Origin of the sequence: Geobacillus sp. C56-T3 (assembly GCF_000092445.1) — a bacterium.
Taxonomy (GTDB): domain Bacteria; phylum Bacillota; class Bacilli; order Bacillales; family Anoxybacillaceae; genus Geobacillus; species Geobacillus thermoleovorans.
Genome location: NC_014206.1, coordinates 2,643,875 through 2,667,960, shown reverse-complemented (window position 1 = coordinate 2,667,960; position 24,086 = coordinate 2,643,875). Strand labels below are relative to the sequence as shown.

Annotated in this window: 28 protein-coding genes; 19 read left to right on the top strand and 9 right to left on the bottom strand. The window is 52.8% G+C overall.

Annotation, left to right across the window (positions count from 1 at the left end; all coding sequences use genetic code 11):
- Positions 1 to 101 precede the first annotated feature (101 nt).
- The 5 genes from cbpB (at position 102) to GC56T3_RS13150 (ending at position 3,804) form a co-directional block, all read left to right on the top strand.
- Entirely contained in the window at positions 102 to 575 is a 474-nt protein-coding gene (gene cbpB / locus GC56T3_RS13170) for a cyclic-di-AMP-binding protein CbpB (RefSeq protein ID WP_011230548.1), read from the top strand.
- 196 nt (positions 576 to 771) lie between these two features.
- A complete protein-coding gene (gene dapD, locus GC56T3_RS13165; RefSeq protein ID WP_011230549.1) occupies positions 772 to 1,482 on the top strand; it encodes a 2,3,4,5-tetrahydropyridine-2,6-dicarboxylate N-acetyltransferase in 711 nt (236 codons plus the stop codon).
- 59 nt (positions 1,483 to 1,541) lie between these two features.
- On the top strand, positions 1,542 to 2,675 hold the full coding sequence (locus tag GC56T3_RS13160) for an N-acetyldiaminopimelate deacetylase (protein WP_013145902.1): 1,134 nt from the start codon (positions 1,542 to 1,544) through the stop codon (positions 2,673 to 2,675).
- 55 nt (positions 2,676 to 2,730) lie between these two features.
- Entirely contained in the window at positions 2,731 to 2,973 is a 243-nt protein-coding gene (locus GC56T3_RS13155) for a YkuS family protein (protein ID WP_011230551.1), read from the top strand.
- A 168-nt stretch (positions 2,974 to 3,141) separates the two neighbouring features.
- Positions 3,142 to 3,804 (top strand): TrkA family potassium uptake protein, encoded by a 663-nt coding sequence (locus GC56T3_RS13150; RefSeq protein ID WP_013145901.1) that lies wholly within the window; start codon positions 3,142 to 3,144, stop codon positions 3,802 to 3,804.
- Positions 3,805 to 3,875: 71 nt separating this feature from the next.
- Here the strand turns inward: GC56T3_RS13150 and rnjA are convergent, their stop codons facing one another.
- The 3 genes from rnjA to GC56T3_RS20200 form a co-directional block, all read right to left on the bottom strand.
- Positions 3,876 to 5,543, bottom strand: a complete 1,668-nt coding sequence (gene rnjA / locus GC56T3_RS13145; RefSeq protein WP_011230553.1) for a ribonuclease J1 — start codon at positions 5,541 to 5,543, stop codon at positions 3,876 to 3,878.
- Complete coding sequence (locus tag GC56T3_RS13140; protein ID WP_013145900.1) at positions 5,540 to 5,755, bottom strand: DNA-dependent RNA polymerase subunit epsilon; 216 nt, start codon at positions 5,753 to 5,755, stop codon at positions 5,540 to 5,542. Before GC56T3_RS13140 ends, rnjA begins: the two co-directional genes overlap by 4 nt.
- 146 nt (positions 5,756 to 5,901) lie before the next feature.
- The gene (locus GC56T3_RS20200; RefSeq protein ID WP_014195339.1) at positions 5,902 to 6,036 is read right to left on the bottom strand and encodes a hypothetical protein; all 135 of its coding nucleotides are present in this window, start codon (positions 6,034 to 6,036) and stop codon (positions 5,902 to 5,904) included.
- A 176-nt stretch (positions 6,037 to 6,212) separates the two neighbouring features.
- On the opposite strand from GC56T3_RS20200, the gene GC56T3_RS13135 reads away from it, so the two are divergent.
- Positions 6,213 to 6,995: a Cof-type HAD-IIB family hydrolase gene (locus tag GC56T3_RS13135; protein WP_013145899.1), complete on the top strand. Its 783-nt coding sequence runs from the start codon at positions 6,213 to 6,215 to the stop codon at positions 6,993 to 6,995.
- Positions 6,996 to 7,047: 52 nt separating this feature from the next.
- Here GC56T3_RS13135 and def read toward each other — a convergent pair whose 3' ends face one another.
- A complete protein-coding gene (def, locus tag GC56T3_RS13130; protein WP_011230557.1) occupies positions 7,048 to 7,602 on the bottom strand; it encodes a peptide deformylase in 555 nt (184 codons plus the stop codon).
- A 527-nt stretch (positions 7,603 to 8,129) separates the two neighbouring features.
- On the opposite strand from def, the gene pdhA reads away from it, so the two are divergent.
- The 5 genes from pdhA to GC56T3_RS13105 all read left to right on the top strand — a co-directional run bounded on the left by pdhA (position 8,130) and on the right by GC56T3_RS13105 (position 13,519).
- Positions 8,130 to 9,239 carry a pyruvate dehydrogenase (acetyl-transferring) E1 component subunit alpha gene (pdhA, locus tag GC56T3_RS13125; RefSeq protein ID WP_013145898.1) on the top strand — a complete coding sequence of 370 codons (1,110 nt, stop codon included), beginning with the start codon at positions 8,130 to 8,132 and terminating at the stop codon, positions 9,237 to 9,239.
- A 3-nt stretch (positions 9,240 to 9,242) separates the two neighbouring features.
- On the top strand, positions 9,243 to 10,220 hold the full coding sequence (pdhB, locus tag GC56T3_RS13120; RefSeq protein WP_011230559.1) for a pyruvate dehydrogenase complex E1 component subunit beta: 978 nt from the start codon (positions 9,243 to 9,245) through the stop codon (positions 10,218 to 10,220).
- Positions 10,221 to 10,292: 72 nt separating this feature from the next.
- A complete protein-coding gene (locus tag GC56T3_RS13115) occupies positions 10,293 to 11,597 on the top strand; it encodes a dihydrolipoamide acetyltransferase family protein (RefSeq protein WP_013145897.1) in 1,305 nt (434 codons plus the stop codon).
- Between the two features lie 4 nt (positions 11,598 to 11,601).
- A complete protein-coding gene (lpdA, locus tag GC56T3_RS13110; protein ID WP_013145896.1) occupies positions 11,602 to 13,014 on the top strand; it encodes a dihydrolipoyl dehydrogenase in 1,413 nt (470 codons plus the stop codon).
- Positions 13,015 to 13,276: 262 nt separating this feature from the next.
- A complete protein-coding gene (locus GC56T3_RS13105; RefSeq protein ID WP_011230562.1) occupies positions 13,277 to 13,519 on the top strand; it encodes a hypothetical protein in 243 nt (80 codons plus the stop codon).
- Between the two features lie 25 nt (positions 13,520 to 13,544).
- Here the strand turns inward: GC56T3_RS13105 and GC56T3_RS13100 are convergent, their stop codons facing one another.
- Positions 13,545 to 13,925, bottom strand: a complete 381-nt coding sequence (locus GC56T3_RS13100) for a DUF1885 family protein (RefSeq protein WP_013145895.1) — start codon at positions 13,923 to 13,925, stop codon at positions 13,545 to 13,547.
- Positions 13,926 to 14,122: 197 nt separating this feature from the next.
- Between GC56T3_RS13100 and GC56T3_RS13095 the strand changes: the two genes are divergently transcribed.
- Entirely contained in the window at positions 14,123 to 14,248 is a 126-nt protein-coding gene (locus GC56T3_RS13095; RefSeq protein ID WP_011230564.1) for a GapA-binding peptide SR1P, read from the top strand.
- 114 nt (positions 14,249 to 14,362) lie between these two features.
- Here the strand turns inward: GC56T3_RS13095 and GC56T3_RS13090 are convergent, their stop codons facing one another.
- Positions 14,363 to 15,835 (bottom strand): aminotransferase class I/II-fold pyridoxal phosphate-dependent enzyme, encoded by a 1,473-nt coding sequence (locus GC56T3_RS13090; RefSeq protein ID WP_011230565.1) that lies wholly within the window; start codon positions 15,833 to 15,835, stop codon positions 14,363 to 14,365.
- 157 nt (positions 15,836 to 15,992) lie between these two features.
- On the opposite strand from GC56T3_RS13090, the gene GC56T3_RS13085 reads away from it, so the two are divergent.
- The 3 genes from GC56T3_RS13085 to GC56T3_RS13075 all read left to right on the top strand — a co-directional run bounded on the left by GC56T3_RS13085 (position 15,993) and on the right by GC56T3_RS13075 (position 18,300).
- Positions 15,993 to 16,952 carry a nitronate monooxygenase family protein gene (locus GC56T3_RS13085; protein WP_013145894.1) on the top strand — a complete coding sequence of 320 codons (960 nt, stop codon included), beginning with the start codon at positions 15,993 to 15,995 and terminating at the stop codon, positions 16,950 to 16,952.
- Positions 16,953 to 17,184: 232 nt separating this feature from the next.
- Positions 17,185 to 17,400: a hypothetical protein gene (locus GC56T3_RS13080; protein ID WP_013145893.1), complete on the top strand. Its 216-nt coding sequence runs from the start codon at positions 17,185 to 17,187 to the stop codon at positions 17,398 to 17,400.
- A gap of 105 nt (positions 17,401 to 17,505) precedes the next feature.
- Positions 17,506 to 18,300, top strand: a complete 795-nt coding sequence (locus GC56T3_RS13075) for an inositol monophosphatase family protein (RefSeq protein WP_013145892.1) — start codon at positions 17,506 to 17,508, stop codon at positions 18,298 to 18,300.
- Between the two features lie 50 nt (positions 18,301 to 18,350).
- Here GC56T3_RS13075 and GC56T3_RS19705 read toward each other — a convergent pair whose 3' ends face one another.
- On the bottom strand, positions 18,351 to 18,521 hold the full coding sequence (locus GC56T3_RS19705; protein WP_011230569.1) for a DUF5325 family protein: 171 nt from the start codon (positions 18,519 to 18,521) through the stop codon (positions 18,351 to 18,353).
- 520 nt (positions 18,522 to 19,041) lie between these two features.
- Between GC56T3_RS19705 and typA the strand changes: the two genes are divergently transcribed.
- The 3 genes from typA to GC56T3_RS13060 all read left to right on the top strand — a co-directional run bounded on the left by typA (position 19,042) and on the right by GC56T3_RS13060 (position 21,563).
- The gene (gene typA / locus GC56T3_RS13070) at positions 19,042 to 20,886 is read left to right on the top strand and encodes a translational GTPase TypA (protein ID WP_013145890.1); all 1,845 of its coding nucleotides are present in this window, start codon (positions 19,042 to 19,044) and stop codon (positions 20,884 to 20,886) included.
- Positions 20,887 to 20,976: 90 nt separating this feature from the next.
- The gene (locus GC56T3_RS13065; RefSeq protein ID WP_013145889.1) at positions 20,977 to 21,285 is read left to right on the top strand and encodes a YlaH-like family protein; all 309 of its coding nucleotides are present in this window, start codon (positions 20,977 to 20,979) and stop codon (positions 21,283 to 21,285) included.
- Complete coding sequence (locus GC56T3_RS13060) at positions 21,282 to 21,563, top strand: hypothetical protein (protein WP_013145888.1); 282 nt, start codon at positions 21,282 to 21,284, stop codon at positions 21,561 to 21,563. The genes GC56T3_RS13065 and GC56T3_RS13060 overlap by 4 nt, the downstream gene beginning before the upstream one ends.
- 64 nt (positions 21,564 to 21,627) lie before the next feature.
- Here the strand turns inward: GC56T3_RS13060 and GC56T3_RS13055 are convergent, their stop codons facing one another.
- Positions 21,628 to 21,828 (bottom strand): YlaI family protein, encoded by a 201-nt coding sequence (locus GC56T3_RS13055; RefSeq protein ID WP_013145887.1) that lies wholly within the window; start codon positions 21,826 to 21,828, stop codon positions 21,628 to 21,630.
- Positions 21,829 to 21,989: 161 nt separating this feature from the next.
- Positions 21,990 to 22,589 (bottom strand): YhcN/YlaJ family sporulation lipoprotein, encoded by a 600-nt coding sequence (locus tag GC56T3_RS13050; RefSeq protein ID WP_013145886.1) that lies wholly within the window; start codon positions 22,587 to 22,589, stop codon positions 21,990 to 21,992.
- Positions 22,590 to 22,655: 66 nt separating this feature from the next.
- Between GC56T3_RS13050 and GC56T3_RS13045 the strand changes: the two genes are divergently transcribed.
- A complete protein-coding gene (locus GC56T3_RS13045; protein WP_013145885.1) occupies positions 22,656 to 24,053 on the top strand; it encodes a PhoH family protein in 1,398 nt (465 codons plus the stop codon).
- The last annotated feature ends 33 nt before the right edge of the window (positions 24,054 to 24,086 follow it).

The window sequence follows — 24,086 nt, the reverse complement described above, 5'->3', positions numbered from 1 at the left end:
AATTGTTGTGCACTATCGCTATCGCAGGAAGCGATAGTCTTTTTTATGGTATGATAACAGTGTGGAGAGGAGAAGATGCAGAAGAAAGGCGGAACATCGGCATGACATGGGAACACAATGAATTCATGCAAATGACTGTCAAGCCATTTCTGATTCCGGCGGATAAAGTGGCGCATGTGCAGCCGGGAAATTATTTGGATCATGCGCTGCTCGTCCTGACGAAAACCGGCTATTCGGCGATTCCGGTATTGGACACATCTTATAAGCTTCACGGGCTCATCAGCATGACGATGATGATGGATGCAATTTTAGGATTGGAGCGCATCGAATTTGAACGTCTCGAGACGATGAAGGTCGAAGAAGTGATGAACCGAAACATTCCGCGCCTGCGGCTTGACGACAGCCTGATGAAGGCAGTGGGGCTTATTGTCAACCATCCGTTCGTGTGTGTGGAAAATGACGACGGCTATTTTGCAGGCATTTTCACTCGACGGGAAGTACTGAAGCAACTGAATAAACAGCTGCACAGGCCTAATGGCGGCCGGAAGCTAGGCCGAAAAGAAGCTGAACAATGAGCAGAAAGGTAATCGTGTGCAATAACAAGAGCAGCTGGCTTTGGCTGATCAGTTCGGAAGCTGCGTGGCAACTTCCGCAAGTACAAGCCTTCGAGAAGATATTTACAGCATTTTGCTCGATGAATTTGTGCTTGTCACAATGATCTCTGTTTTGCTAAAGTAAAAAAGAATACAGGTGTAAAGGAGGATATCGCCCATGAAGATGATGGACGCCAATGAAATCATTTCGTTTATTCAAAACAGCAAAAAATCGACACCAGTCAAAGTATACATAAAAGGGGATCTCGAAGGCATCGATTTCGGCTCAAGCGCGAAAACGTTTATTACCGGCAACGTCGGCGTCGTGTTTGGCGAATGGCAAGACATTCAAGCGGCAATCGAAGCGAATCAAGACAAAATCGAGGACTATGTCGTCGAGAACGACCGCCGCAACTCGGCCATTCCGCTTTTGGATTTGAAAGGCATCAAGGCGCGCATTGAGCCGGGCGCTATCATCCGCGACCATGTCGAAATCGGCGACAACGCCGTCATTATGATGGGAGCGGTCATCAATATCGGCGCCGTCGTCGGCGAAGGAACGATGATCGACATGAACGCGGTGCTCGGCGGCCGGGCGACGGTCGGGAAAAACTGCCATATCGGCGCCGGCGCGGTGTTGGCAGGCGTGATCGAGCCGCCATCAGCCAAGCCGGTCGTCATTGAAGACGATGTGCTCGTCGGGGCGAATGCCGTTATTTTGGAAGGCGTCACGGTCGGCAAAGGAGCGGTTGTGGCTGCCGGCGCCGTTGTTGTCGAAGACGTGCCGCCGTATACGGTCGTGGCCGGCGTGCCGGCGCGCGTCATTAAGCAGATCGACGAGCAAACGCGGGCGAAAACGGAGATTAAGCAGGAGCTTCGCCAATTATAATCATCATAAAAGCTGTCCCTTCACACGAGGACAGCTTTTTTACCCATGGAGGAGAGACGATGTCTGCGATCAGCCCATTTGTCGCCATTCGCCGCGACTTGCATCAAATTCCGGAGCTTGGGTTTCAGGAGTTTAAGACGCAGCAATATTTGCTTCGCTATATCCAGTCCCTGCCGCAAGAGCGGCTTGACGTCCGGACGTGGAAAACCGGGATTTTCGTCAAAGTCAACGGAACATCGCCGCGCAAAACGATCGGCTACCGCGCCGATATGGACGGGCTGCCGATTCGTGAGGAGACCGGCTTGCCGTATCGGTCGAAACATGAAGGGCACATGCACGCGTGCGGCCACGATGTGCATATGAGCATCGCTCTTGGCGTGCTCACCCATTTTGCTCATCATCCATTGGAAGATGATTTGCTGTTTGTGTTCCAGCCGGCCGAGGAAGGACCGGGCGGAGCAAAGCCAATGTTAGAAAGCGACATCATGCGGGAATGGAAGCCGGATATGATCGTCGCCTTGCATATTGCGCCGGAATATCCAGTCGGTACGATTGCAACGAAAGAAGGGTTGCTGTTTGCCAATACGTCCGAGCTGTTTATTGATTTGAAGGGAAGAGGTGGCCACGCGGCGTTTCCGCATTTAGCGAATGACATGGTCGTCGCCGCCTGCGCATTGGTGACGCAGCTGCAGTCGATCGTCGCCCGCAACGTCGATCCGCTTGACAGCGCGGTCATTACGATCGGAAAAATTGCCGGCGGGACGGTGCAAAACGTCATTGCGGAGCACGCCCGGCTCGAAGGAACGATTCGAACGCTGTCGACTGCAACGATGCAGAAGGTGAAGCGGCGGATTGAAGCGATCGTGCATGGCATTGAAGTCGCGTACGAATGTGAAGCATCCATCGATTACGGTGCCATGTACCATGAAGTGTACAATGATCCGGATCTGACAGCGGAATTTATGAAGTTTGCCAAGGCGCACGGCGGCGTGAATGTGATCCGTTGCAAAGAAGCGATGACTGGCGAAGATTTCGGCTATATGTTGGCGGAAATTCCTGGATTTATGTTTTGGCTCGGTGTTGATTCGCCATATGGGCTGCACCATGCAAAACTGGTTCCGAACGAGGAAGCGATCGACCGCGCCATCGCGTTTTTAATCGACTATTTTTCATGGAAAGGAAACGCAGAATGAAGTATAGTTCCGCCTCTAGCAACACACATTAATGAGTGTGAGGAGGTGGATTGTGATGGCGAAAATTGGTGTTGAGCCATCGTTGACGGACGTACAGGAAGCGTTGAAAGAGCGAGGATATGACGTTGTGCCGCTCCGCGGGGAGCAAGACGCAAGAGGCTGCGACTGCTGCGTCATTACCGGCCTGGACGCCAATATCGCCGGCATTCACAACATCGTGACGTCCGGTCCGGTCATTGAAGCGAGCGGGCTCACCGCAGAAGAGATTTGCCAAAAAGTCGAAGAAAAACTTCGCTGATGACGAACGTTCGGGCTGTGTGCGCTGGCAGCCCGTTTTTGGCGAAATGGCGAAAGTGCATAGCGTGAGGGAATGGTGGAAAAGGAACGAAGAACGTTTTCGTTCCTTTTTCTTTTTTGCTAAAATAAGGGGAAGAAACAATGCTTGATCAACGATGGAGGAGTGTCAATGAAAAAGAAACAGTTCGCCGTCATCGGCCTCGGGCGCTTTGGCGGCAGCATCTGCCGGACGCTGAGCGAACAAGGGATGGAAGTATTGGCCATTGATATTGATGAAGACCGGGTAAACGAATTTGCGTCGATCGCTTCGCACGCCGTCGTCGGCGACACGACCGATGAAAACGTGCTGAAAAGTTTAGGCATCCGCAACTTCGACCATGTCATTGTCGCGATCGGCGACAACATCCAGGCGAGCATTTTGACGACCCTGATTTTAAAAGAGCTCGGCGTCAACCATATTACGGTCAAGGCAACGAACGATTACCATGAGAAAGTGCTGAAAAAAATCGGCGCTGATCAAATCGTGCATCCAGAGCGCGACATGGGCGAGCGGATCGCTCACAATTTGATTTCCAACAACGTCCTAGATTATCTGGAGCTGTCGGACAAATACAGCATTGTCGAAATCGTGGCAAGCGAGCGGCTTGACGGCCATTCGCTTTTGGAGCTTGACATCCGCGCCCGCTATGGCATCAACATCGTCGCCATCAAGCGTGGAGCAAGCGTCATCGTCTCCCCGCTCGCTTCGGAAATCATCCGCAAAGGCGACGTGTTGGTCGTCATCGGCGCTGACAGCGACATTGACCGGTTTGAGGAAAAAGTGGTCGGTTGACGGCTGGCAGGCGGCCTGTGCATGATGATGACGGAAAAAGGGCATCCTTTTGCAAGGACGCCCTTTTTTCTTTAGATTTCCATGATGATCGGCAAAATCATTGGCCGCCGTTTCGTCCGCTCGTACAAGAACGGAGCGAGCGTTTCCGTAATTTCGTTTTTGATCTCCGACCATTGGTTCGTTTTCCGTTCCAGCACTTTTTCGAGATGCTTGGAGATCAACACTTGCGCTTCGCTGATTAAGTCACCTGACTCACGCATATAGACGAAGCCGCGAGAAATAATGTCCGGGCCGGCGGCGATTTTGAACTCTTTCATGTTGATGCTGACGACGACAATCACGAGCCCTTCCTCAGACAAAATGCGGCGGTCGCGCAAGACGATGTTGCCGATGTCGCCGACACCGCTGCCGTCGATGTAGACGGAGCCGGACGGGATCTTGCCGACGATGCGCGCTTCTTTGTCGCTGATGCCAAGCACTTCGCCGTTGTCCATAATAAAGCAGTTTTCCTCCGGCACGCCGCAGTCGATGGCGAGCTTGGCGTGCATTTTTTGCATGCGGTATTCGCCGTGGATCGGCATGAAATATTTCGGCTTCATCAGCCGGATCATCAATTTTTGTTCTTCCTGCCCACCGTGGCCGGACGTATGGATGTCGTTGAGCGGGCCATGGATGACTTCTGCGCCGGCGCGGTACAGCATGTTGATTGTCCGGTTGACGCTCACCGTGTTGCCCGGAATCGGCGATGAGGAAAAGACGACCGTGTCGCCTGGGATGATTTGAATTTGCCGGTGCGTGCCGTTGGCGATGCGCGACAAGGCGGCCATCGGCTCCCCTTGGCTGCCGGTGCATAAAATCGTCACCCGGTTGGCCGGCAGGCGGTTGATTTCGTTCGCGTCGACGAACGTGCCTTTCGGACATTTGATATAGCCGAGGTCTTGTCCGATCTCAATCGCCGCTTCCATGCTTCGACCGAAGACAGCGATTTTTCGGTTGTTGGCGACGGCTGCTTCCGTCACCTGTTGGAGACGGTGGATGTTTGATGCAAATGTGGCGAAAATGATGCGTCCTTCCACCTTGCGGAAAATGTCGTGAATGCTTTCACCGACGCGCCGCTCCGACATCGTAAAATGCGGGATCTCGCTGTTCGTGCTGTCCGACAGCAGGCAAAGAACTCCTTCTTTCCCAATTTCGGCCATTTTTGTCAAATTGGCCGGCTCGCCGACCGGCGTAAAGTCGAATTTAAAATCCCCAGTGTGAACGATTTGCCCGACTGGCGTTTTCACAACAATACCGTAGCTGTCCGGAATGCTGTGTGTCGTCCGGAAAAAGGTGACGGCCGTTTTTTGGAAGCGGATGACATCGTCTTCGCGAATCTCAATGAGTTTCGCTTGGCGCAACAATCCATGTTCCTCAAGCTTATTGCGAATCAGCCCAAGCGCTAATTTGCCGCCGTAAATCGGGATGTTCACCTGCCGGAGCAAATACGGAATGCCGCCGATATGGTCTTCGTGCCCGTGGGTGATGAACAGTCCTTTCACTTTGTCCGCGTGCTTCACTAAATAGGAGTAGTCTGGAATGACATAGTCGATCCCAAGCAGCTCATCTTCCGGAAACTTAATGCCTGCGTCAATGACAATGATTTCGTCTTGGAATTGTACGCCGTATGTATTTTTTCCGATTTCACCCAGTCCGCCGAGGGCAAAAACGCCAACTTGCTGGTCTGTCAACAGCTTCATGATGAAATCTCCAATACTTGAAAGTTCGGGCTTTTCTTTTCGTATTCTAGATGCGCTCCCTCTAACGGCTGAATATACTCAATATTGATCGGACGGCCTTCGAGTTTTCGGCGTACATCCCGCTCTGATTCTGCTTCGATGTAGAGTGTTTTCGTTTTTTCTCTCACGGGCACCTCGTCTGCGTTTTCTTGGTAAAACACTTTGAAAATCATCGTGAAATCTCTCCTTATCGTACAATGGTTGCTCTATCTATTATATAAGAATGTAACGTTCTTTTCATGTATTTTGTTGCCAAAAGCAAAAAACAGGCGTGAGATGTGCCGACGATATGCATCATCTTTGACGAATGTTGCCCGCTTTATTCGCCAAAGTGGGAAAGAAGCCCTTCGAATGGAAGGGCTGTTGTTGTAACGGTCAGGCGATCAATTTTTTCCGGAGCAGGTCTTTCCACTGTTGAAGCAGCTTTTTTTTCAGCTTTTTCAACATGTTTCATCACTCCTTACCTTTTATTGTACTCATTTTGCGGCGAAAGTAAATGTTCTATTATATATGATATGTAGGCGGAGGTTTGTTTTTCATGGGTAAAAATGGAACAGATCGTGCCTCTTGGTTGACATTCCGGGCGTTTTTCAGTACGGTAAACAATGAACAATTTTTTTACAAGGGGAAGTGAACGTGGGCAGAAAAATCGTCTTTTTCGACATCGACGGCACGCTTCTTGATGAGCAAAAGCAGCTGCCGCTGTCAACGATCGAAGCGGTTCGCCGCCTGAAGCAGTCGGGCGTTTATGTCGCCATCGCCACCGGACGCGCTCCGTTTATGTTTGAGCATGTGCGCAAACAGCTTGGCATCGATTCGTTCGTCAGTTTCAACGGCCAATACGTCGTTTTTGAAGGGAATGTGCTATACAAGCAGCCGCTCCGGCGCGAGAAAGTCAGGGCGCTGACGGAGGAAGCCCACAAAAACGGCCATCCGCTCGTCTTTATGGATGCGGAGAAAATGAGAGCGAGCATCAGCGACCATCCGCACATCCACGTCAGCATGGCGAGCCTAAAATTCGCCCACCCGCCTGTCGACCCTCTTTATTATGAGAACAAAGACATTTACCAAGCGCTTCTGTTTTGCCGCGCCGAGGAAGAAGAACCGTATGTGCGCAACTATCCCGAATTTCGCTTCGTCCGTTGGCACGACGTCTCGACGGATGTGCTGCCGGCAGGGGGCTCGAAGGCGGAAGGCATCCGCATGATGATCGAAAAGCTCGGGATCGATAAGAAGGATGTGTACGCGTTCGGCGATGGATTGAATGATATTGAAATGCTCTCGTTCGTCGGAACCGGGGTGGCGATGGGCAACGCCCATGAGGAAGTGAAAAGGGTCGCCGACTTCGTTACGAAGCCGGTCGATAAGGAAGGCATTTGGTACGGATTGAAACAGCTGCAGCTCATCCGATAAAAAGCGGCCTTGGCCTTTTCGGCGAGGCCGCTCGCCATTGACAGCGGGCTTTTTAGCGCCCGATTGGAATCGCTCCGTCCGGCACTTGAAACGGGTCATCGGGGTTGATGCGGTCATAGAACATAATGCCGTTTAAATGATCGATTTCATGTTGGAAGACGATGGCCGGCAACCCTTTCAAGCGCAGTGTGACTTCTTCGCCGTCGATTGTCGTTCCGGTGACCGTGATGCGGGCATAGCGCGGCACATACCCCGGCACGTCGCGGTCGACCGACAGGCAGCCTTCCCCGGTCGTCAAGTAACATTGCTGGACGGAATGGCTGACGATTTTCGGATTGAACAAGGCGTAGCTGTACAGCGTCCCGTTTTCATCGGTGACATGGACGGCGATCATCCGCTTTGAGACGTTGATTTGCGGGGCGGCAAGGCCAATGCCGGGCCGCAGGCCGTATTTCGCTGCCAGCTCCGGGTCTTGGCTCATTTTCACGTAGTCAAGCAAGCTTTGCAAAATGCGCTTATCTTCCTCTGAAGGCGGCAACGGAACGGGTTCGGCGATTTTCCGCAATGTCGGATGCCCCTCTTTGATGATGTCCTTCATCGTGATCATTCGCTTCGTTCACTCCCTACGTTTGGCATCGCTGTCTATCGTTTAGTCTAACAAAATGAGCATCGATCGTAAATAAAAACGCAACCGCACGAATATATTATTCGAGTATAAGGAAGACAATAAGACAAATTCGAGAAAACGTTTTCATTATCTTGTCAAGCCACTGTGTGTTTTGTATTTTGTGAAAATATAATACAGGACTCGTACAGATGGTGAGGAATGTAATATAACAGTTTGTGGGCGGAATATTACAAATTCCAATTTCACCCAAAAGATAAAGCGAAAAAACATGAGAAATCAAAGTCGTTGACGGTTGATCCAAGAACGTGTAAACTAAAACTTGCAAATGCGTATTGTACTAATTCAATCTTGAAAAATAGTGAAACAGATTTCGGCGCCTTTGTTGCTTGCGTTGGCGCCGGATGGCGGCCGTTTTTTATTTCTCTTTCATTTTGGGTACATTAATAGTATATGGGCGAATGTATTCTCATTTCTAAAATTTCTAATGAAAGGCAGAGGTGAATAACATGGGTGTGAAAACCTCCCAGTTTCGATTTGCGGAGCAGCTCGAGAAAGTAGCCGAGCAGTTCCCGACGTTTCAAATTTTGAATGAAGAAGGCGAAATCGTCAACGAAGAGGCGATGCCGCAGTTAAGCAATGAGCAGCTGAAAGAGCTGATGCGCCGCATGGTGTATACGCGCATCCTCGACCAGCGCTCCATTTCGTTGAACCGCCAAGGCCGACTCGGGTTTTACGCGCCGACCGCCGGGCAAGAAGCGAGCCAAATCGCCAGCCATTTTGCGCTTGAGAAAGAAGATTTCATTTTGCCGGGATATCGCGACGTTCCGCAAATCATTTGGCACGGGCTTCCGCTTTATCAAGCGTTTTTGTTCTCGCGCGGCCACTTTCATGGCAATCAAATTCCTGAAGGCGTCAACGTCTTGCCGCCGCAAATTATTATCGGGGCTCAATACATTCAAGCGGCCGGCGTGGCGCTCGGTTTGAAAATGCGGGGCAAAAAGGCGGTGGCCATTACATATACCGGCGATGGGGGCACATCGCAAGGCGACTTTTATGAAGGGATCAACTTCGCGGGGGCGTTTAAGGCACCGGCCATCTTTGTTGTGCAAAACAACCGCTTTGCCATCTCGACGCCAGTGGAGAAGCAAACGGTCGCCAAAACATTGGCGCAAAAAGCGGTCGCTGCCGGCATTCCGGGCATTCAAGTCGACGGCATGGATCCGCTTGCGGTCTACGCCGCGGTGAAAGCAGCCCGCGAACGCGCCATTAACGGCGAAGGGCCGACGCTCATCGAAACGCTTTGCTTCCGCTACGGTCCGCACACGATGTCCGGCGACGATCCGACGCGCTATCGTTCGAAAGAACTCGAAAACGAATGGGCGAAAAAAGACCCGCTTGTCCGCTTCCGCAAGTTTTTAGAAGCGAAAGGTTTATGGAGCGAAGAGGAAGAAAACCGCGTCATCGAGCAGGCGAAAGAGGACATCAAGGAAGCGATCAAAAAAGCGGACGAAACGCCGAAACAAAAAGTGACCGACTTAATCAGCATCATGTTCGAAGAGCTGCCGGCGAACTTAAAAGAGCAGTATGAAATTTATAAAGAGAAGGAGTCGAAGTAAGCCATGGCGCAAATGACAATGGTTCAAGCGATCACCGATGCGCTGCGCATCGAGATGAGAAACGATCCGAACGTGCTGGTGTTTGGCGAAGACGTTGGGGTCAACGGCGGCGTATTCCGGGTGACCGAAGGGCTGCAAGCTGAGTTTGGCGAAGAACGCGTGTTTGATACGCCGCTGGCCGAATCGGGGATCGGCGGTTTGGCGATCGGCTTGGCTTTGCAAGGGTTTCGCCCGGTGCCGGAAATTCAGTTTTTCGGGTTCGTCTATGAGGCGATGGATGCGATTTGCGGACAAATGGCGCGCATCCGCTACCGCACTGGCGGCCGCTACCATGTTCCGATTACGATTCGTTCGCCGTTTGGCGGCGGCGTCCATACGCCAGAATTGCACTCAGACAGCTTAGAAGGACTCGTCGCCCAACAGCCGGGCTTGAAAGTCGTCATCCCGTCGACGCCGTATGATGCGAAAGGATTGCTCATCTCGGCGATCCGCGACAACGACCCGGTTATTTTCCTTGAGCATTTGAAACTGTACCGTTCGTTCCGACAAGAGGTGCCGGAAGGAGAGTACACAATTCCGATCGGCAAAGCAGACATTAAGCGTGAAGGAAAAGACATTACGATTATCGCGTACGGGGCCATGGTGCATGAATCGTTAAAGGCGGCGGCAGAATTAGAGAAAGAAGGCATTTCTGCCGAAGTCGTCGACTTGCGCACCGTGCAGCCGCTCGATATTGAGACGATCATTGGTTCGGTCGAAAAAACGGGCCGCGCCATCGTCGTTCAAGAAGCGCAACGGCAAGCCGGCATCGCCGCCAACGTCGTTGCTGAAATTAACGAGCGCGCGATTTTAAGCCTTGAGGCGCCTGTATTGCGCGTCGCCGCGCCGGATACAGTCTATCCGTTCGCTCAAGCAGAATCGGTGTGGCTGCCGAACTTTAAAGACGTGATCGAGACGGCGAAAAAAGTGATCAACTTCTAATGTGGACAAGTCCGGGGGAGCGAAGCGCCTTCCCCCGCTCATTTTCGGCAAACGATAGGAGGTCGACCTACAGTGGCATTTGAATTTAAGCTGCCGGACATTGGCGAAGGCATTCACGAAGGCGAGATCGTCAAATGGTTCGTCAAGCCGGGCGATGAAGTGAACGAAGACGACGTGTTGTGCGAAGTGCAAAACGACAAAGCGGTCGTCGAGATCCCATCTCCTGTCAAGGGGAAAGTGCTTGAGATTCTCGTCCCGGAAGGAACGGTGGCGACGGTTGGGCAAACGCTCATTACGCTCGATGCGCCGGGCTATGAAAACATGACGTTTAAAGGACAAGAACACGAAGAAGTGAAAAAAGAGGAAAAAGCGGAAACGGTGTCGAAAAAGGAAATGGTTGAGACCGCTGCTCCGAGCGCACCGGCGGCCGAAGCGGAAGCCGACCCGAACCGCCGCGTCATCGCGATGCCGTCTGTGCGCAAATATGCGCGTGAAAAAGGCGTCGATATCCGCCTCGTCCAAGGCACGGGGAAAAACGGCCGCATTTTGAAAGAAGATATTGATGCCTTCCTCGCCGGCGGCGCGAAAGCCGCGGCTGAGCCGACGCCGCAAGCGGCGGAAGAGAAGGCAGCGCCGCAAGCGCCAGCGGCGAAACCGGTTGTGCCGGAAGGCGAATTCCCGGAAACGCGCGAGAAAATGAGCGGCATCCGTCGGGCGATCGCCAAGGCCATGGTGCATTCGAAACATACGGCCCCGCACGTGACGCTGATGGACGAAGCCGATGTGACGAAGCTTGTTGCTCACCGAAAAAAATTCAAGGCCATTGCGGCGGAAAAAGGCATCAAGCTGACGTTCTTGCCGTATGTCGTCAAAGCGCTTGTTTCCGCGCTGCGTGAATATCCGGTGCTGAATACGTCGATCGACGATGCGACGGAGGAAATTATTCATAAGCATTACTACAACATCGGCATCGCCGCTGATACGGATCGAGGGTTGCTCGTGCCGGTCATTAAACATGCCGACCGGAAGCCGATTTTCGCGCTGGCGAAGGAAATCAACGAACTCGCTGAAAAAGCGCGCGAAGGCAAACTGATGCCAAACGAAATGAAAGGCGCATCGTGCACGATCACGAACATCGGCTCAGCCGGCGGGCAATGGTTTACGCCGGTCATCAACCATCCAGAAGTGGCGATTCTTGGCATCGGCCGCATTGCCGAAAAACCGATCGTCCGCGACGGTGAAATTGTCGCTGCTCCGGTCTTGGCGCTCTCGCTCAGCTTTGACCATCGGATGATCGACGGAGCGACAGCGCAAAAAGCGCTCAACCATATCAAGCAGCTGTTAAGCGATCCAGAATTATTATTAATGGAGGCGTAAAACGATGGTAGTTGGCGATTTTGCAATTGAAACAGAAACGCTCGTCGTTGGCGCCGGCCCTGGCGGCTATGTCGCCGCCATCCGCGCCGCACAGCTCGGCCAAAAAGTGACGATTGTGGAAAAAGGAAATTTGGGCGGCGTCTGCTTAAACGTCGGCTGCATCCCGTCCAAGGCGCTCATCTCGGCAAGCCATCGCTACGAGCAGGCGAAACATTCCGACGAGATGGGCATCAAGGCGGAAAACGTCACGGTTGATTTCTCGAAAGTGCAAGAATGGAAAGCCAGCATCGTCAAAAAATTGACGGGCGGCGTCGAAGGACTTCTCAAAGGCAACAAAGTTGACATTGTCAAAGGGGAAGCGTACTTCGTCGACGCCAATACGGTGCGCGTGGTCAACGGCGACAGCGCGCAGACGTATACGTTTAAAAACGCGATTCTGGCCACCGGTTCGCGTCCGATCGAGCTGCCGAACTTCAAGTTTTCCGGCCGCATTCTCGACTCGACCGGTGCGCTCAACCTCGGGGAAATCCCGAAATCGCTCGTTGTCATCGGCGGCGGCTACATCGGCATCGAACTCGGTACGGCTTACGCCAATTTTGGTGCGAAAGTGACGATTCTTGAAGGGGCCGGTGAGATTTTATCCGGCTTTGAAAAGCAAATGGTGTCCATCATTAAGCGCCGTCTGAAGAACAAAGGGGTCGAAGTTGTGACGAATGCGCTCGCAAAAGGAGCCGAAGAGCGTGCAGACGGCGTGACGGTCACGTATGAGGCGAACGGCGAAACGAAAACGATCGACGCCGACTATGTGTTGGTGACGGTCGGCCGCCGACCGAATACAGATGAACTTGGTCTTGAACAAATCGGCATCAAAATGACGAACCGCGGCTTGATTGAAGTGGACCAACAATGCCGGACAAGCGTGCCGAACATTTTCGCCATCGGCGACATCGTTCCAGGCCCGGCGCTTGCTCATAAAGCGTCGTATGAAGGGAAAGTGGCGGCGGAAGCCATCGCCGGCCATCCGTCGGTAGTGGATTACATCGCCATTCCGGCTGTGGTCTTCTCCGATCCGGAATGCGCCTCGGTCGGCTACTTTGAACAACAGGCGAAAGAGGAAGGCATCGACGTCATTACGGCGAAATTCCCGTTTGCCGCCAACGGCCGCGCTCTGTCGCTCAACGATACGGACGGTTTCCTGAAGCTTGTCGTCCGCAAAGAAGACGGCGTTGTGATTGGAGCGCAAATCATCGGCCCGAACGCCTCGGATATGATCGCCGAGCTTGGGCTGGCCATTGAAGCCGGCATGACGGCGGAAGATATCGCCTTGACGATTCACGCCCATCCGACGCTTGGCGAAATCGCCATGGAAGCGGCGGAAGTGGCGCTTGGCACGCCGATTCATATCATTGCGAAGTAACGGAAAACGAAGGTGCCCCAAACACAGCGGGGCACCTTTTTCCTGCGGTGCAATAAGCAGGGAACATCATCCAGAAGCAAGATGATTGGCAGAAAAGAAATGAATCTGCGGCGGCAGCTGTATGTTCGCCTGTTGCTGCGCTCGGTCGACAGTCTTTTGTCCAAAGAAGCGGCCTGGTCCATTTCTTGTCCAATTTCCCATACTATTTTCCGCTCTCGCTTCATATCGTTATGGTAAAGAACAAGCGGGAGATGGAGTTGAAATGAAAGCTTACGTTGCATTTTTGATGCAGATGATGATTTGGAGCAGTTTCTCATTGATCGAGTGGCTGTCAGGAAGAGACCGCCTGTTTTTCCGCGGGCTGATGCTGTGCATCTTTATGTACATCGCGTTTTTGCTGGCCCGCCAGCTCGGCTTGGCGACGCGCAAGGCGGCGCTGACGACGATTGGGACGGCGGCGGTGTACTTTGCCGGTCAGCATGTCATTTGGCAGGCCGTTCAATAAAAAACAGCGGTCGAATGCCCGCTGTTTACGCGCTGCCAAACACCATCGTCCGGCCGCTGAACAAGTGCAGTTCACCGCCGAGCGTTTTCGCCAGCCATTTGCTGAATTCATTGGCCTTCCCTTTATCCCCATGCGTCGCCCCCGGCGGCAGTGCGATGTCAATGAATGTCTCTTCTCCAGCTGTTCGCACGGAAATCGCCATCCCTTTGTACAAACGGCCGTCGCCTTGCAAGTAGAGAACGGATTCGTGTATGCGGACCGTATACGGGAAAGCGGCCTGTTCGTACGCCCAACCAAGCTGTTCCCCTGTCTTTTTGAGCGCCATCTGGTAGCGCTCGAGCAGCTGTTTGACGTCCTCGATGGTCATCGTTTTCCCCGCAGGCAGCTTTAGATCGGTGTTCATCATTCCTTCCCCTCCCACCATTTCCATTGCGTCTTTATCCTTATTGTACCATATGTTGGCGGACAATAAATGGAAAAAGAACGGTTTCAAAAAAGTTCTTTTTTATTAAATGTGATATACAAATTAGGATTGACAATTGAAATGTGATATATTATTATGAAATCAACAAGCGAATTTATCATCACAAAGGGGTTTTGGGGATGGGCACGATCGTATGTCAAACGTGTGATGCGACGATTGCGTATTTCGAAGATGAAAAAGTGACAACGCTTTATGGGAAATGTGATTGCTGCGAGCATGACAATGAGGGCGGAGAAAAAGAATAAAACGGTCAAACCGATGGGGGAAAGGAACGGATAGAGGCGCGCATGTCGACAAGTCACATGCGCGCCGTTTATTTTTGGCAAACAAGCACAAGCCAGGCAAACCGGCTTGTGCGGTCAGCGGATCGGTTTATATTCCTTAATGACACGCAACGTCTGCAGCGTGTCGTCTTCCGGCCCTTGGACAGGGAGGCCGGCAGCCAAGTTCGTCTCAATATACTTCAAGTTTTCTTCCGTGATGATTTCGCCTGGAATAAAAATTGGAATGCCAGGCGGATACACCATCACAAATTCGGCGATGATTCGGCCGGCCGATTCGTGAAACGGCACGACTTCCGTTTCGGCGTAAAACGCATCGCGCGGCGTCAAGGCCAAGGCAGGGATGTCCGGAAGGAGCACTTTCGGCTTGATCCCTTTCTCTGCCTGATGGCTGAACTGCTTCGACAAGCGGCGGAGCGCTTCAACGAGCAGGCTCGCCTCCCGTTCGGTATCGCCCGGGGTGATGATGCACAAAATGTTGTATAAATCGGAAAGCTCGACTTCAATGTTGTACGTTTCGCGCAGCCACCGTTCGACGTCATGGCCGGTCAGCCCGAGCTCTTTAACCGAAATGATGAGCTTTGTCGGATCGTAGTCGTACGTTGCTTCCGTGCCTAAAATCTCTTCGCCGACGCAGTACAAATATGGAATCTCGTTGATTTGCCGGCGCGTCCAGTCGGCGAGTCGAATGGCTTTGTCGATGAGTTCACGCCCTTTCGTCGCCAACTGTTTGCGGGCGACATCAAGCGAAGCGAGCAACAAGTACGACGTTGAAGTCGTCGTCAGCATGCTTAAAATCGCCTGCACGTGTTTCGCGGAGACGAGTCCTTCGCGCACATTCAAAATCGAGCTTTGCGTCAGCGATCCGCCGAGCTTATGGACGCTTGTCGCCGCCATATCGGCGCCCGCTTGCATCGCTGAGAGCGGCAAGTCCTCATGAAAATGAATGTGCACGCCGTGCGCTTCGTCGACAAGCACCGGAACGTTGTACGAGTGGGCGATATCGACGATTTTTTTCAAATCGCCGGCAATGCCAAAGTACGTCGGGTTGATGACGAGCACCCCTTTGGCGTCCGGGTGCTGGCGGAGCGCTTTTTCCACTGCTTGCGGCGTAATGCCATGGGAAATGCCAAGCTCCTTGTCGATTTCGGGATGAATGAAAATCGGCGTCGCTCCAGAAAAGACAATGGCCGACATGACCGATTTATGGACGTTGCGCGGCACGATGATTTTATCGCCCGGCCCGGCGACCGACATGACCATCGTCATGATGGCGCCGCTCGTTCCTTGCACGGAAAAAAACGTATAATCGGCGCCGAACGCTTCGGCAGCGAGCTCCTGCGCCCGTTTGATCATCCCTTTTGGATGGTGCAAGTCATCGAGCGGGCTGATGTTGATTAAATCAATCGCCAAGGCGTTGTCTCCGATGAAAGCGCGAAACTCCGGATCCATGCCGGCCCCTTTTTTATGGCCGGGAATGTGAAATTGAACCGGATTTTTTTTCATATGCTCCAACAAACCGGTAAACAATGGTGTCTCGAGTTGCGACAATGGTTTTTCACACCTCTTTATCTCGAGGATAAAACAAGTGCATTATAGCATGGATTTTTCCGTTTGCAAAGAAGAAATGAATGGACGCTGAAAAAGGAAAACAGCGGTTCAAGAGAGAAATAAAAGAAAGACAAAACAAAAAGGGGGCGTTATCGAAATGAAATGGAGAACGAGGGTGACAGAGCTGCTCGGCATTACATATCCGATCATTCAAGGGGGACTCGCTTACTTGGCGTACGCTGATTTGGCCGCAGCGGTCTCGAACGCCGGTGGGCTCGGACAAATTACGGCGATGTCGCTCAATGGACCGGAGCAACTGCGCGAGGAAATCCGCAAGGTGAAGGAAAAAACCGATCGGCCGTTCGGCGTCAATTTCGCCATTGGCCAGCACGGCCGTCCGTTTGCTCATATGCTTGAAGCAGCGCTTGATGAGGGGGTGCCGGTCGTTTCGGTCACCGGCGGCAATCCGGCGCCGTTTTTTGAACAATTGAAAGGAACGAACGTGAAAAAGCTCGTGCTCGTTGCCGCCGTCCGCCAGGCAGTGAAAGCAGAGGAGCTCGGTGCTGATGCGGTGATGGTCGTCGGTCAGGAAGGGGGCGGGCATCTCGGCAAATACGATACTGGCACGTTCGTCCTCATTCCGAAAGTCGTTGACTCCGTATCGATTCCGGTCATCGCCTCGGGCGGCATCGCCGATGGACGCGGGTTGATGGCGGCATTGGCGCTTGGAGCGGAAGGGATTGAGATGGGAACGCGGTTTATCGCCACGAAAGAATGCGTTCATGCTCATCCCGCATATAAAGAAATGATTCTCAACGCCACCGAAAACGATACGGTCATCATTAAACGGTCGCTCGGGGCGCCAGGGCGGGTGCTGGCCAACGCCTGGGCGGAAAAAATATTGGAAATCGAGCGCCAAGGCGGTACGTATGATGATTTAAAAGAATATATTAGCGGAGAAGCGAACCGGCGCTTCATTTACGAAGGAAAGGTGGACGAAGGATTCGCTTGGGCCGGGCAGGCGATCGGGCTCATTCACGACGTTCCGTCCGTCGCTGAGTTGTTTGCCCGCATGATGGAAGAGGCGGAACAAATTCGGCGCCGTTGGGCAAACTAACGGTGGAGGTGGAACAATGGGTTATTCCTATCCATTTTCCTACGACTGGTCAACACAAGAAATCATTGATGGTCATAGTTCCTCTGGGATTATCGCTGTGGTATAATTCGAGCCACAACGGAAGCGCGGTGGGTAAACGCACAAATTAGTTGCATACACCCCTTTTTCCACATAATATAATATAAAACAAAATGAAGCAGCACATTCGTGACGGGCGCCGGAAGTTTAGCGGATGATCGAGAAAGGGGTGCGGACGAATATGAAAAAAACCGCCAATTCGCTGAAGCGGCCAGATGGAGATAAACGCATGGCGGTGTTGCGGCTCGAACTCGATTACGAATTAGCGACGCTGTACGAGGCCATGATGGAAAACGATGAAGAAAAGAAAAAAGAGTGCAAACGGCGGCTTGAAAAGCTGCGCCAAGAACTGATGCGCCTTCAAGTATGATTCTGATTCAAGGCGAACCATCTTTCCGGTTCGTTTTTTTCTTGAGCGGTGTCCGCCCCCGTTCCGGTTGCGATCTATACATAACCGAAGGCAGGAGGAATCAATATGGCAGAAAAATGGGAAGAAATCGACCGATACGCCCGGCAATGGATCGACGAAGCAGGAAAGCGCATCCGCGCCTCGTTTGCCAAACAGCTGACGGTGGAAGCGAAAGAGAACCCGAACGACTTAGTGACGAACGTTGACCGCGCCATTGAGCAGTTTTTCGCCGAGCACATCCGCCGCCAGTTCCCTAGCCACCGCCTGTTGGGGGAAGAAGGATTTGGCGACCGGATCGCTGCCTTGGACGGCGTTGTTTGGGTGATTGACCCGATCGACGGCACGATGAATTTCGTTCATCAGCGGCGCCATTTTGCTGTATCGATCGGCATTTTTGAAGATGGCATCGGGCAGCTCGGCTACGTGTATGACGTCGTGTTTGACGAACTGTATGCGGCGCAAAAAGGGCGGGGGGTGTTTTTGAACGGGGAGCCGCTCGGCCTCCTGCAGCCCGCGCCAGTGGCGGAGTCGATCATCGCCATCAACGGGACATGGCTCATGGAAAACAAGCGCCTCGACCATCGCCCGCTCATGAGGCTGGCGAAAGAGGCGCGCGGCACGCGCTCGTATGGTTCAGCGGCGCTTGAGCTCGCGTATGTTGCCGCCGGCCGTTTGGACGCCTACATTTCGCCGCGCCTGTCGCCGTGGGATTTCGCCGGCGGGATGATTTTGATTGAAGAAGCGGGCGGAATGGTGACGACCCTTGACGGGAAGCCGCTGGATCTGCTTGGCCGCAATTCGGTGCTTGCTGCGAAACCTGGGGTGCACGAAGAAATTTTGCGGCGCTATCTTCACGATTGATGAGGCGCGAAATCGCGAAAACGGGACAAGCATCCAGCTTGTCCCGTTTTTCAACGCGTCCGTTTTTTATGGGCGAACCCGGCGCCCATGGCGGCGATAAAGATGAGCGTGGAAGCGGCGATGCCGATCAAACTTTGCTCGGCGATGAAGACGCCGATCGCCATGATGGCGGCGACGGCAAGAATGGCGAGCAACAGCGGTACAGGCTCGATCCGTTTCATCCTATTTCGCGCAGGAGACTCCCACTTCAACGACCAAAGGGAGTAAGTGGGAGAGGAATGCGCGTTCCCCCTTTCTTTTGTATATGATAGAATAAAGGCGTGGAGAAAACCGTTCAATAAAGGCACTCCAATAGCTGCTACTCGATGTATGGAGTTGGTTGCAGGAAACGTTGCAACGTAAAACATCGAGCGTAGGTCCGTCTGTTGTGTGTGGAAGCCAAGTACTGCCAACAGACACACCGAGAGAATCGGTAACGATGCAGGCATGACCTGCGTCGTTGGGTAGTCGTCAACCTGCCCCCTGATGCAACCCCAAGTCAAGGAAGGAGGACGAAGTCCGTTTGCACTTCTGGGGAGTGGCAAGCCCCCACTTCAAGCGTTAGCTAAGTGGGGGTAGTTGACTGGGTTGACTCCTTTCTGGCAAAGTGGGCGTCTTTTTCTAGTGTACAGGAAAACATGCCGATTTTCTATCGGTTGTGATATAATAGACAAGCAGTTTGCCGAACAGGAGTGACCGACATTGACGAACAAACGAATCGATCTCCGCAATATCGCGATCATCGCTCACGTCGACCATGGGAAAACGACGCTCGTTGATCAGCTGCTTCGGCAGTCAGGGACGTTCCGCGAAAACGAACAAGTCGCGGAGCGGGCGCTTGACCGCAACGATCTGGAGCGGGAGCGCGGCATTACGATTTTGGCCAAAAACACGGCTGTCTTGTATAAAGGAACGCGCATCAACATTTTGGATACGCCGGGACACGCTGATTTCGGGGGGGAAGTGGAGCGGATCATGCGCCTTGTCGACGGCGTCTTGCTTGTCGTCGATGCGTATGAAGGCTGCATGCCGCAGACGCGGTTTGTGCTGAAAAAGGCGCTTGAGCAGCAGCTTGTGCCGATCGTCGTCGTCAACAAAATCGACCGCGAATTTGCTCGGCCGGCGGAAGTCGTTGATGAGGTGCTCGACCTGTTTATCGAACTTGGTGCTTCTGAGGAGCAGCTCGAGTTTCCAGTCGTGTACACATCGGCGCTGCGCGGGACGGCAAGCCTCGATCCGGATCGCCAGGACGGTGACATGACCGCCTTGTTTGAGACGATCATCGAGCATATTCCGGCGCCGGCGGACAACCGCAACGAACCGTTGCAGTTTCAAGTGGCGTTGCTCGACTATAATGAATATGTCGGACGCATCGGCATCGGCCGCATTTTCCGCGGCACGATGAAAACAGGCCAGCAAGTCGCTCTTTTAAAGCGCGACGGTGCCGTCAAGATGTTTCGTGTCACGAAGCTGTTTGGTTTTATTGGGTTGAAGCGGATTGAGATTGAAGAAGCGCACGCTGGCGACATCGTCGCGGTCGCCGGGATGGAGGACATCAATGTCGGTGAAACGGTTTGCCCGCCCGATCATCAAGAGCCGCTGCCGCCGCTTCGCATCGATGAGCCGACGCTCAAAATGACGTTTCTCGTCAACAACAGCCCGTTTGCGGGGCGCGAAGGCAAATACGTGACGGCGAGAAAGCTGGAGGAGCGGCTTCGCACCCAGCTGGAGACGGATGTCAGTCTGCGCGTTGAGCCGACCGAGTCGCCGGATGCGTGGATTGTCTCCGGCCGCGGGGAGCTTCATTTGGCGATTTTGATTGAAAGCATGCGCCGCGAAGGATACGAACTGCAAGTATCGAAGCCGGAAGTCATTCTAAAAGAGATTGACGGTGTCACGTGCGAGCCGATCGAGCGGGTCGTCATGGACATCCCGGAGGAATATACGGGAGCGATCATGGAGTCGCTCGGCAGCCGCAAGGGCGAGCTCGTCGATATGGTGCACGGCGACAACGGGCAAGTGCGTCTCGTCTTCCTTGTGCCGTCGCGTGGCTTGATCGGCTATCGGAGTGAATTTATGTCGTTGACGCGCGGATATGGAATTTTAAACCATTCGTTTGACCATTATGCCCCCGTGCAGCCTGGCGCAATCGGCGGCCGCCGCCAAGGGGTGCTCGTCTCGATGGAAACCGGAAAGGCGACGGCTTACAGCATTATGCAACTTGAGGATCGCGGCACCATTTTTGTTGAGCCGGGCACTGAGGTGTACGAAGGGATGATCGTCGGCGAGCATAACCGCGAAAACGACCTGGTCGTCAACATTTGCCGCGAAAAACATGTCACCAACATGCGTTCATCGACGAAAGAACAGACGGTGACGATGAAAAAGCCGCGTCTGTTGACGCTTGAAGAAGCGCTCGAGTATTTGAATGATGATGAATATTGTGAAGTGACGCCAGCCTCGATCCGGTTGCGCAAAAAAATCTTGAATAAAAGCGAGCGTGAAAAGGCGGAGAAGAAAAAGAAAGCGGTTGAGCAGGCGAAATAGCCGGAAGCGCCATGCGCGCGTCTTTGGTTTGCGAACAATCGAAAACGCCTTGGAGAAGGGCGCTATTAGGATGAACGGGAGGGGAATGGTGTGAATGTGCTCGAACGGCTCACGTTTTTCGCCTCGCTTTATAAGGTGCACGATCATCCCGAGCGCGGTATGTGGCTATTGTATGTGACAGTGTTGTTGCTTGCCGCACTTGTGTATCGACTCGGTTTTGCCCGCCGCCTGCCGCTGTTGAAAAACGTCATCATTTACGTTTTGCTGGCGCTTGGCTGCACGGTTTTGACCTTTTTTGCTGTCTTTTTGCCGGTGGCAGAAGGATTGGCCGTCGCCGCCCTCGTATTAATCGTTTATAAAGTGCGCCTGAAGCAGGCGAAAGAGGGAGAAAAGTCATGAAATCCGTGCAGGATGCCCTTTATAACTGGCTGACGATCCACATCGTCGCCAAAGCCCGTCCGCACGATGCGGCGGCGCGCGATACGGCCTCGTTTTTCCGCGCCATCTTGGAAAACGACTTTGGTGTGACGGCCGTAGACGCCGTCAAAGATGAAACGAATGGGCAATACATCGTCGAATATGTGCGCGGCGGGGAAACAAGGGCGGCGTGTTTCCCGCTTGAGCTGGCTGAGGCGATGTGGCGGCAGATCGAAGCCGAACCGGAAAAGTATGGATGATGACAACCAAAAAGGCGCGGAAAAGCGATCGCTCTTCCGCACCGTTTTTTTTTTTTTTGCGGGATCACCAATCATCGTCTGCGCGGCGGCCGCGATAGAAGCGGAACTTTCCTGTTGCCAGCCGCTGTTTCGTTTTTTCTGTGATGCGGTCGTGGCATTCGCGGCACATGTACGTGTGGATCGGACGGTTGCGCAGCCGCTTGGCGAGCGGCGATTCATCGTCGATCGTATCGATTTGGTCGCAAAGCACGCATTTGACTCTCATTGTTCACCTCAATACATCCAAACGAGAAATGGTAGAGTGTTCTTTCGTTCCCATTATACCACATTTCCCGCCATTGTTTGTTGATTCAAATGCATTTCACTCCCGCTTTCCTCGGAAATGAGCCGCGCTTTCTGTTCCATTATAACCCACACAGAAACCGTTTATCGATTTAAATGTTCATTCGATTGCTTGTTTTGCTGTTCGTTCAGTTGCCGCTCCTCCCGTTCGTTCAGCTGTCCGTCATTTTCTTCGGTCGGCTTCGGCGTCGTTTCAAATAGGTCGCTTGGCACTTCCGGCATCACTCGTCCGACGATGTCGGCGATTTCGTTCATGAACGCTTGCACCGGCCTCCCCTCATCGATTTGCCGGCCGATGTTGCGCACGCGGGTGTAAAGATCTGGGTCAGCGACAATAATAGCGTTCGCACCGTACGGATCTTTTTGCAATGCTTCGGCGACGGAATATTTGATGGTGCCGACGCGAGAGGCATCCATATTGGCGCCGACGTCAATGCCGACGATGGCATATTTGCCGACGACGATCGCGGCGGCATTGTGAACGTTTGGAACACGGTCGGCGATTTCTGCAAGCCGGCGGGCGATCTCTTGCCCGGATTTGTTCTCGACGCGTTCATCGACCGTATTTTTGACGCGCACGAGTGAACGATTGGGCTCGTTCGCTTCATGATCGTTTCCAAACGTGCAGCCGCTGAAAATCAAAAGGGGAAGGAAGAAAACGGCGAGCCAGCAGTTTCTCTTCATAATGGGCCACCTCGACTTTTTTTCTTTAGTTTGCAAATGTCCTTCTATCTTTATACATGTTTTCATATGTTGTATTACAGCCATTCCCATCCAACGGAAAAACGTGAAAAACTCACATGGGGGGAAGCGGAATTTGGGAAAAAAATTTACGTGCTCGATACGAACGTGCTGTTGCAAGATCCGTATTCGATTTTCGCGTTTGAGGATAATGAGGTCGTCATTCCAGCGGTCGTGCTTGAGGAAGTGGATTCGAAAAAGCGGTATATGGATGAAATTGGTAGAAATGCCCGCCAAGTGTCAAAGCTCATCGATCGTCTGCGCGAAAACGGCAAGCTGCATGAAAAAATTCCGCTTGAAAACGGAGGGGCGCTGCGCATTGAGTTGAACCATCGTTCGTTTCATCAACTGCAAGAAATTTTTGTCGAAAAAACAAATGACAACCGCATTCTGGCGGTGGCGAAAAATTTATCGCTTGAAGAGCAGGCGAAGGAAGATGGACGCTCCGTCATTTTGGTGAGCAAAGATGCGCTCGTGCGCGTCAAAGCGGATGCCATCGGGCTGCAGGCAGAAGACTTTTTAAGCGACCGTGTCGTTGATGTCGACCATATTTACAGCGGATTTTTGGAGCTGTACATAGGAAAGGACCACCTGCAGCGGTTTTACGACAAAGGGGAGCTCGTGCTCGCCGATATCGCCGACCACCCGTTTTATCCGAACCAGTTCATTATTATGAAAGACGCGTTTGGCAGCTCGGCGTCAGCGATTGGCATTGTCGACCAAAACGGCAAAAAAGTGAAAAAGCTCATCTTCCATCACGAACATATATGGGGCATTCGCCCGCGCAACGTGCAGCAGACGATGGCGTTTGAGCTTCTCATGCGCGACGACATTCCGCTTGTGACGCTAATCGGCAAAGCCGGAACGGGCAAGACGTTGCTTGCCCTTGCCGCGGGGTTGATGCAAACGGAAGATTTGCGCACATACAAAAAATTGCTCGTCGCTCGGCCGATTGTGCCGATGGGGAAAGATCTCGGCTTTCTGCCGGGGGAAAAGGAAGAAAAGCTGCGCCCGTGGATGCAGCCGATTTTTGACAACTTGGAATACTTGTTCAACACGAAAAAACCGGGGGAGCTCGATGCGATTTTAGCCGGCATGAGCTCGATTGAAGTGGAGGCGCTCACGTACATCCGCGGCCGGAGCCTGCCGGAGCAGTTTATCATCATTGATGAGGCGCAAAATTTAACGAAGCATGAAGTGAAGACGATTTTGACGCGCGTCGGGGAGAAAAGCAAAATCATTTTAATGGGCGATCCGGAACAGATCGACCATCCGTATTTGGATGAATATAACAACGGGTTGACGTACGTCGTCGAAAAGTTTAAAGACCAAAAAATCGCCGGTCATATCCGGCTCGTCAAAGGGGAGCGTTCGGCGCTCGCCCAGCTTGCCGCTGATTTGCTGTAGCTAGGCGTTCCTCAGAGCATCCGCCGTTAAAGA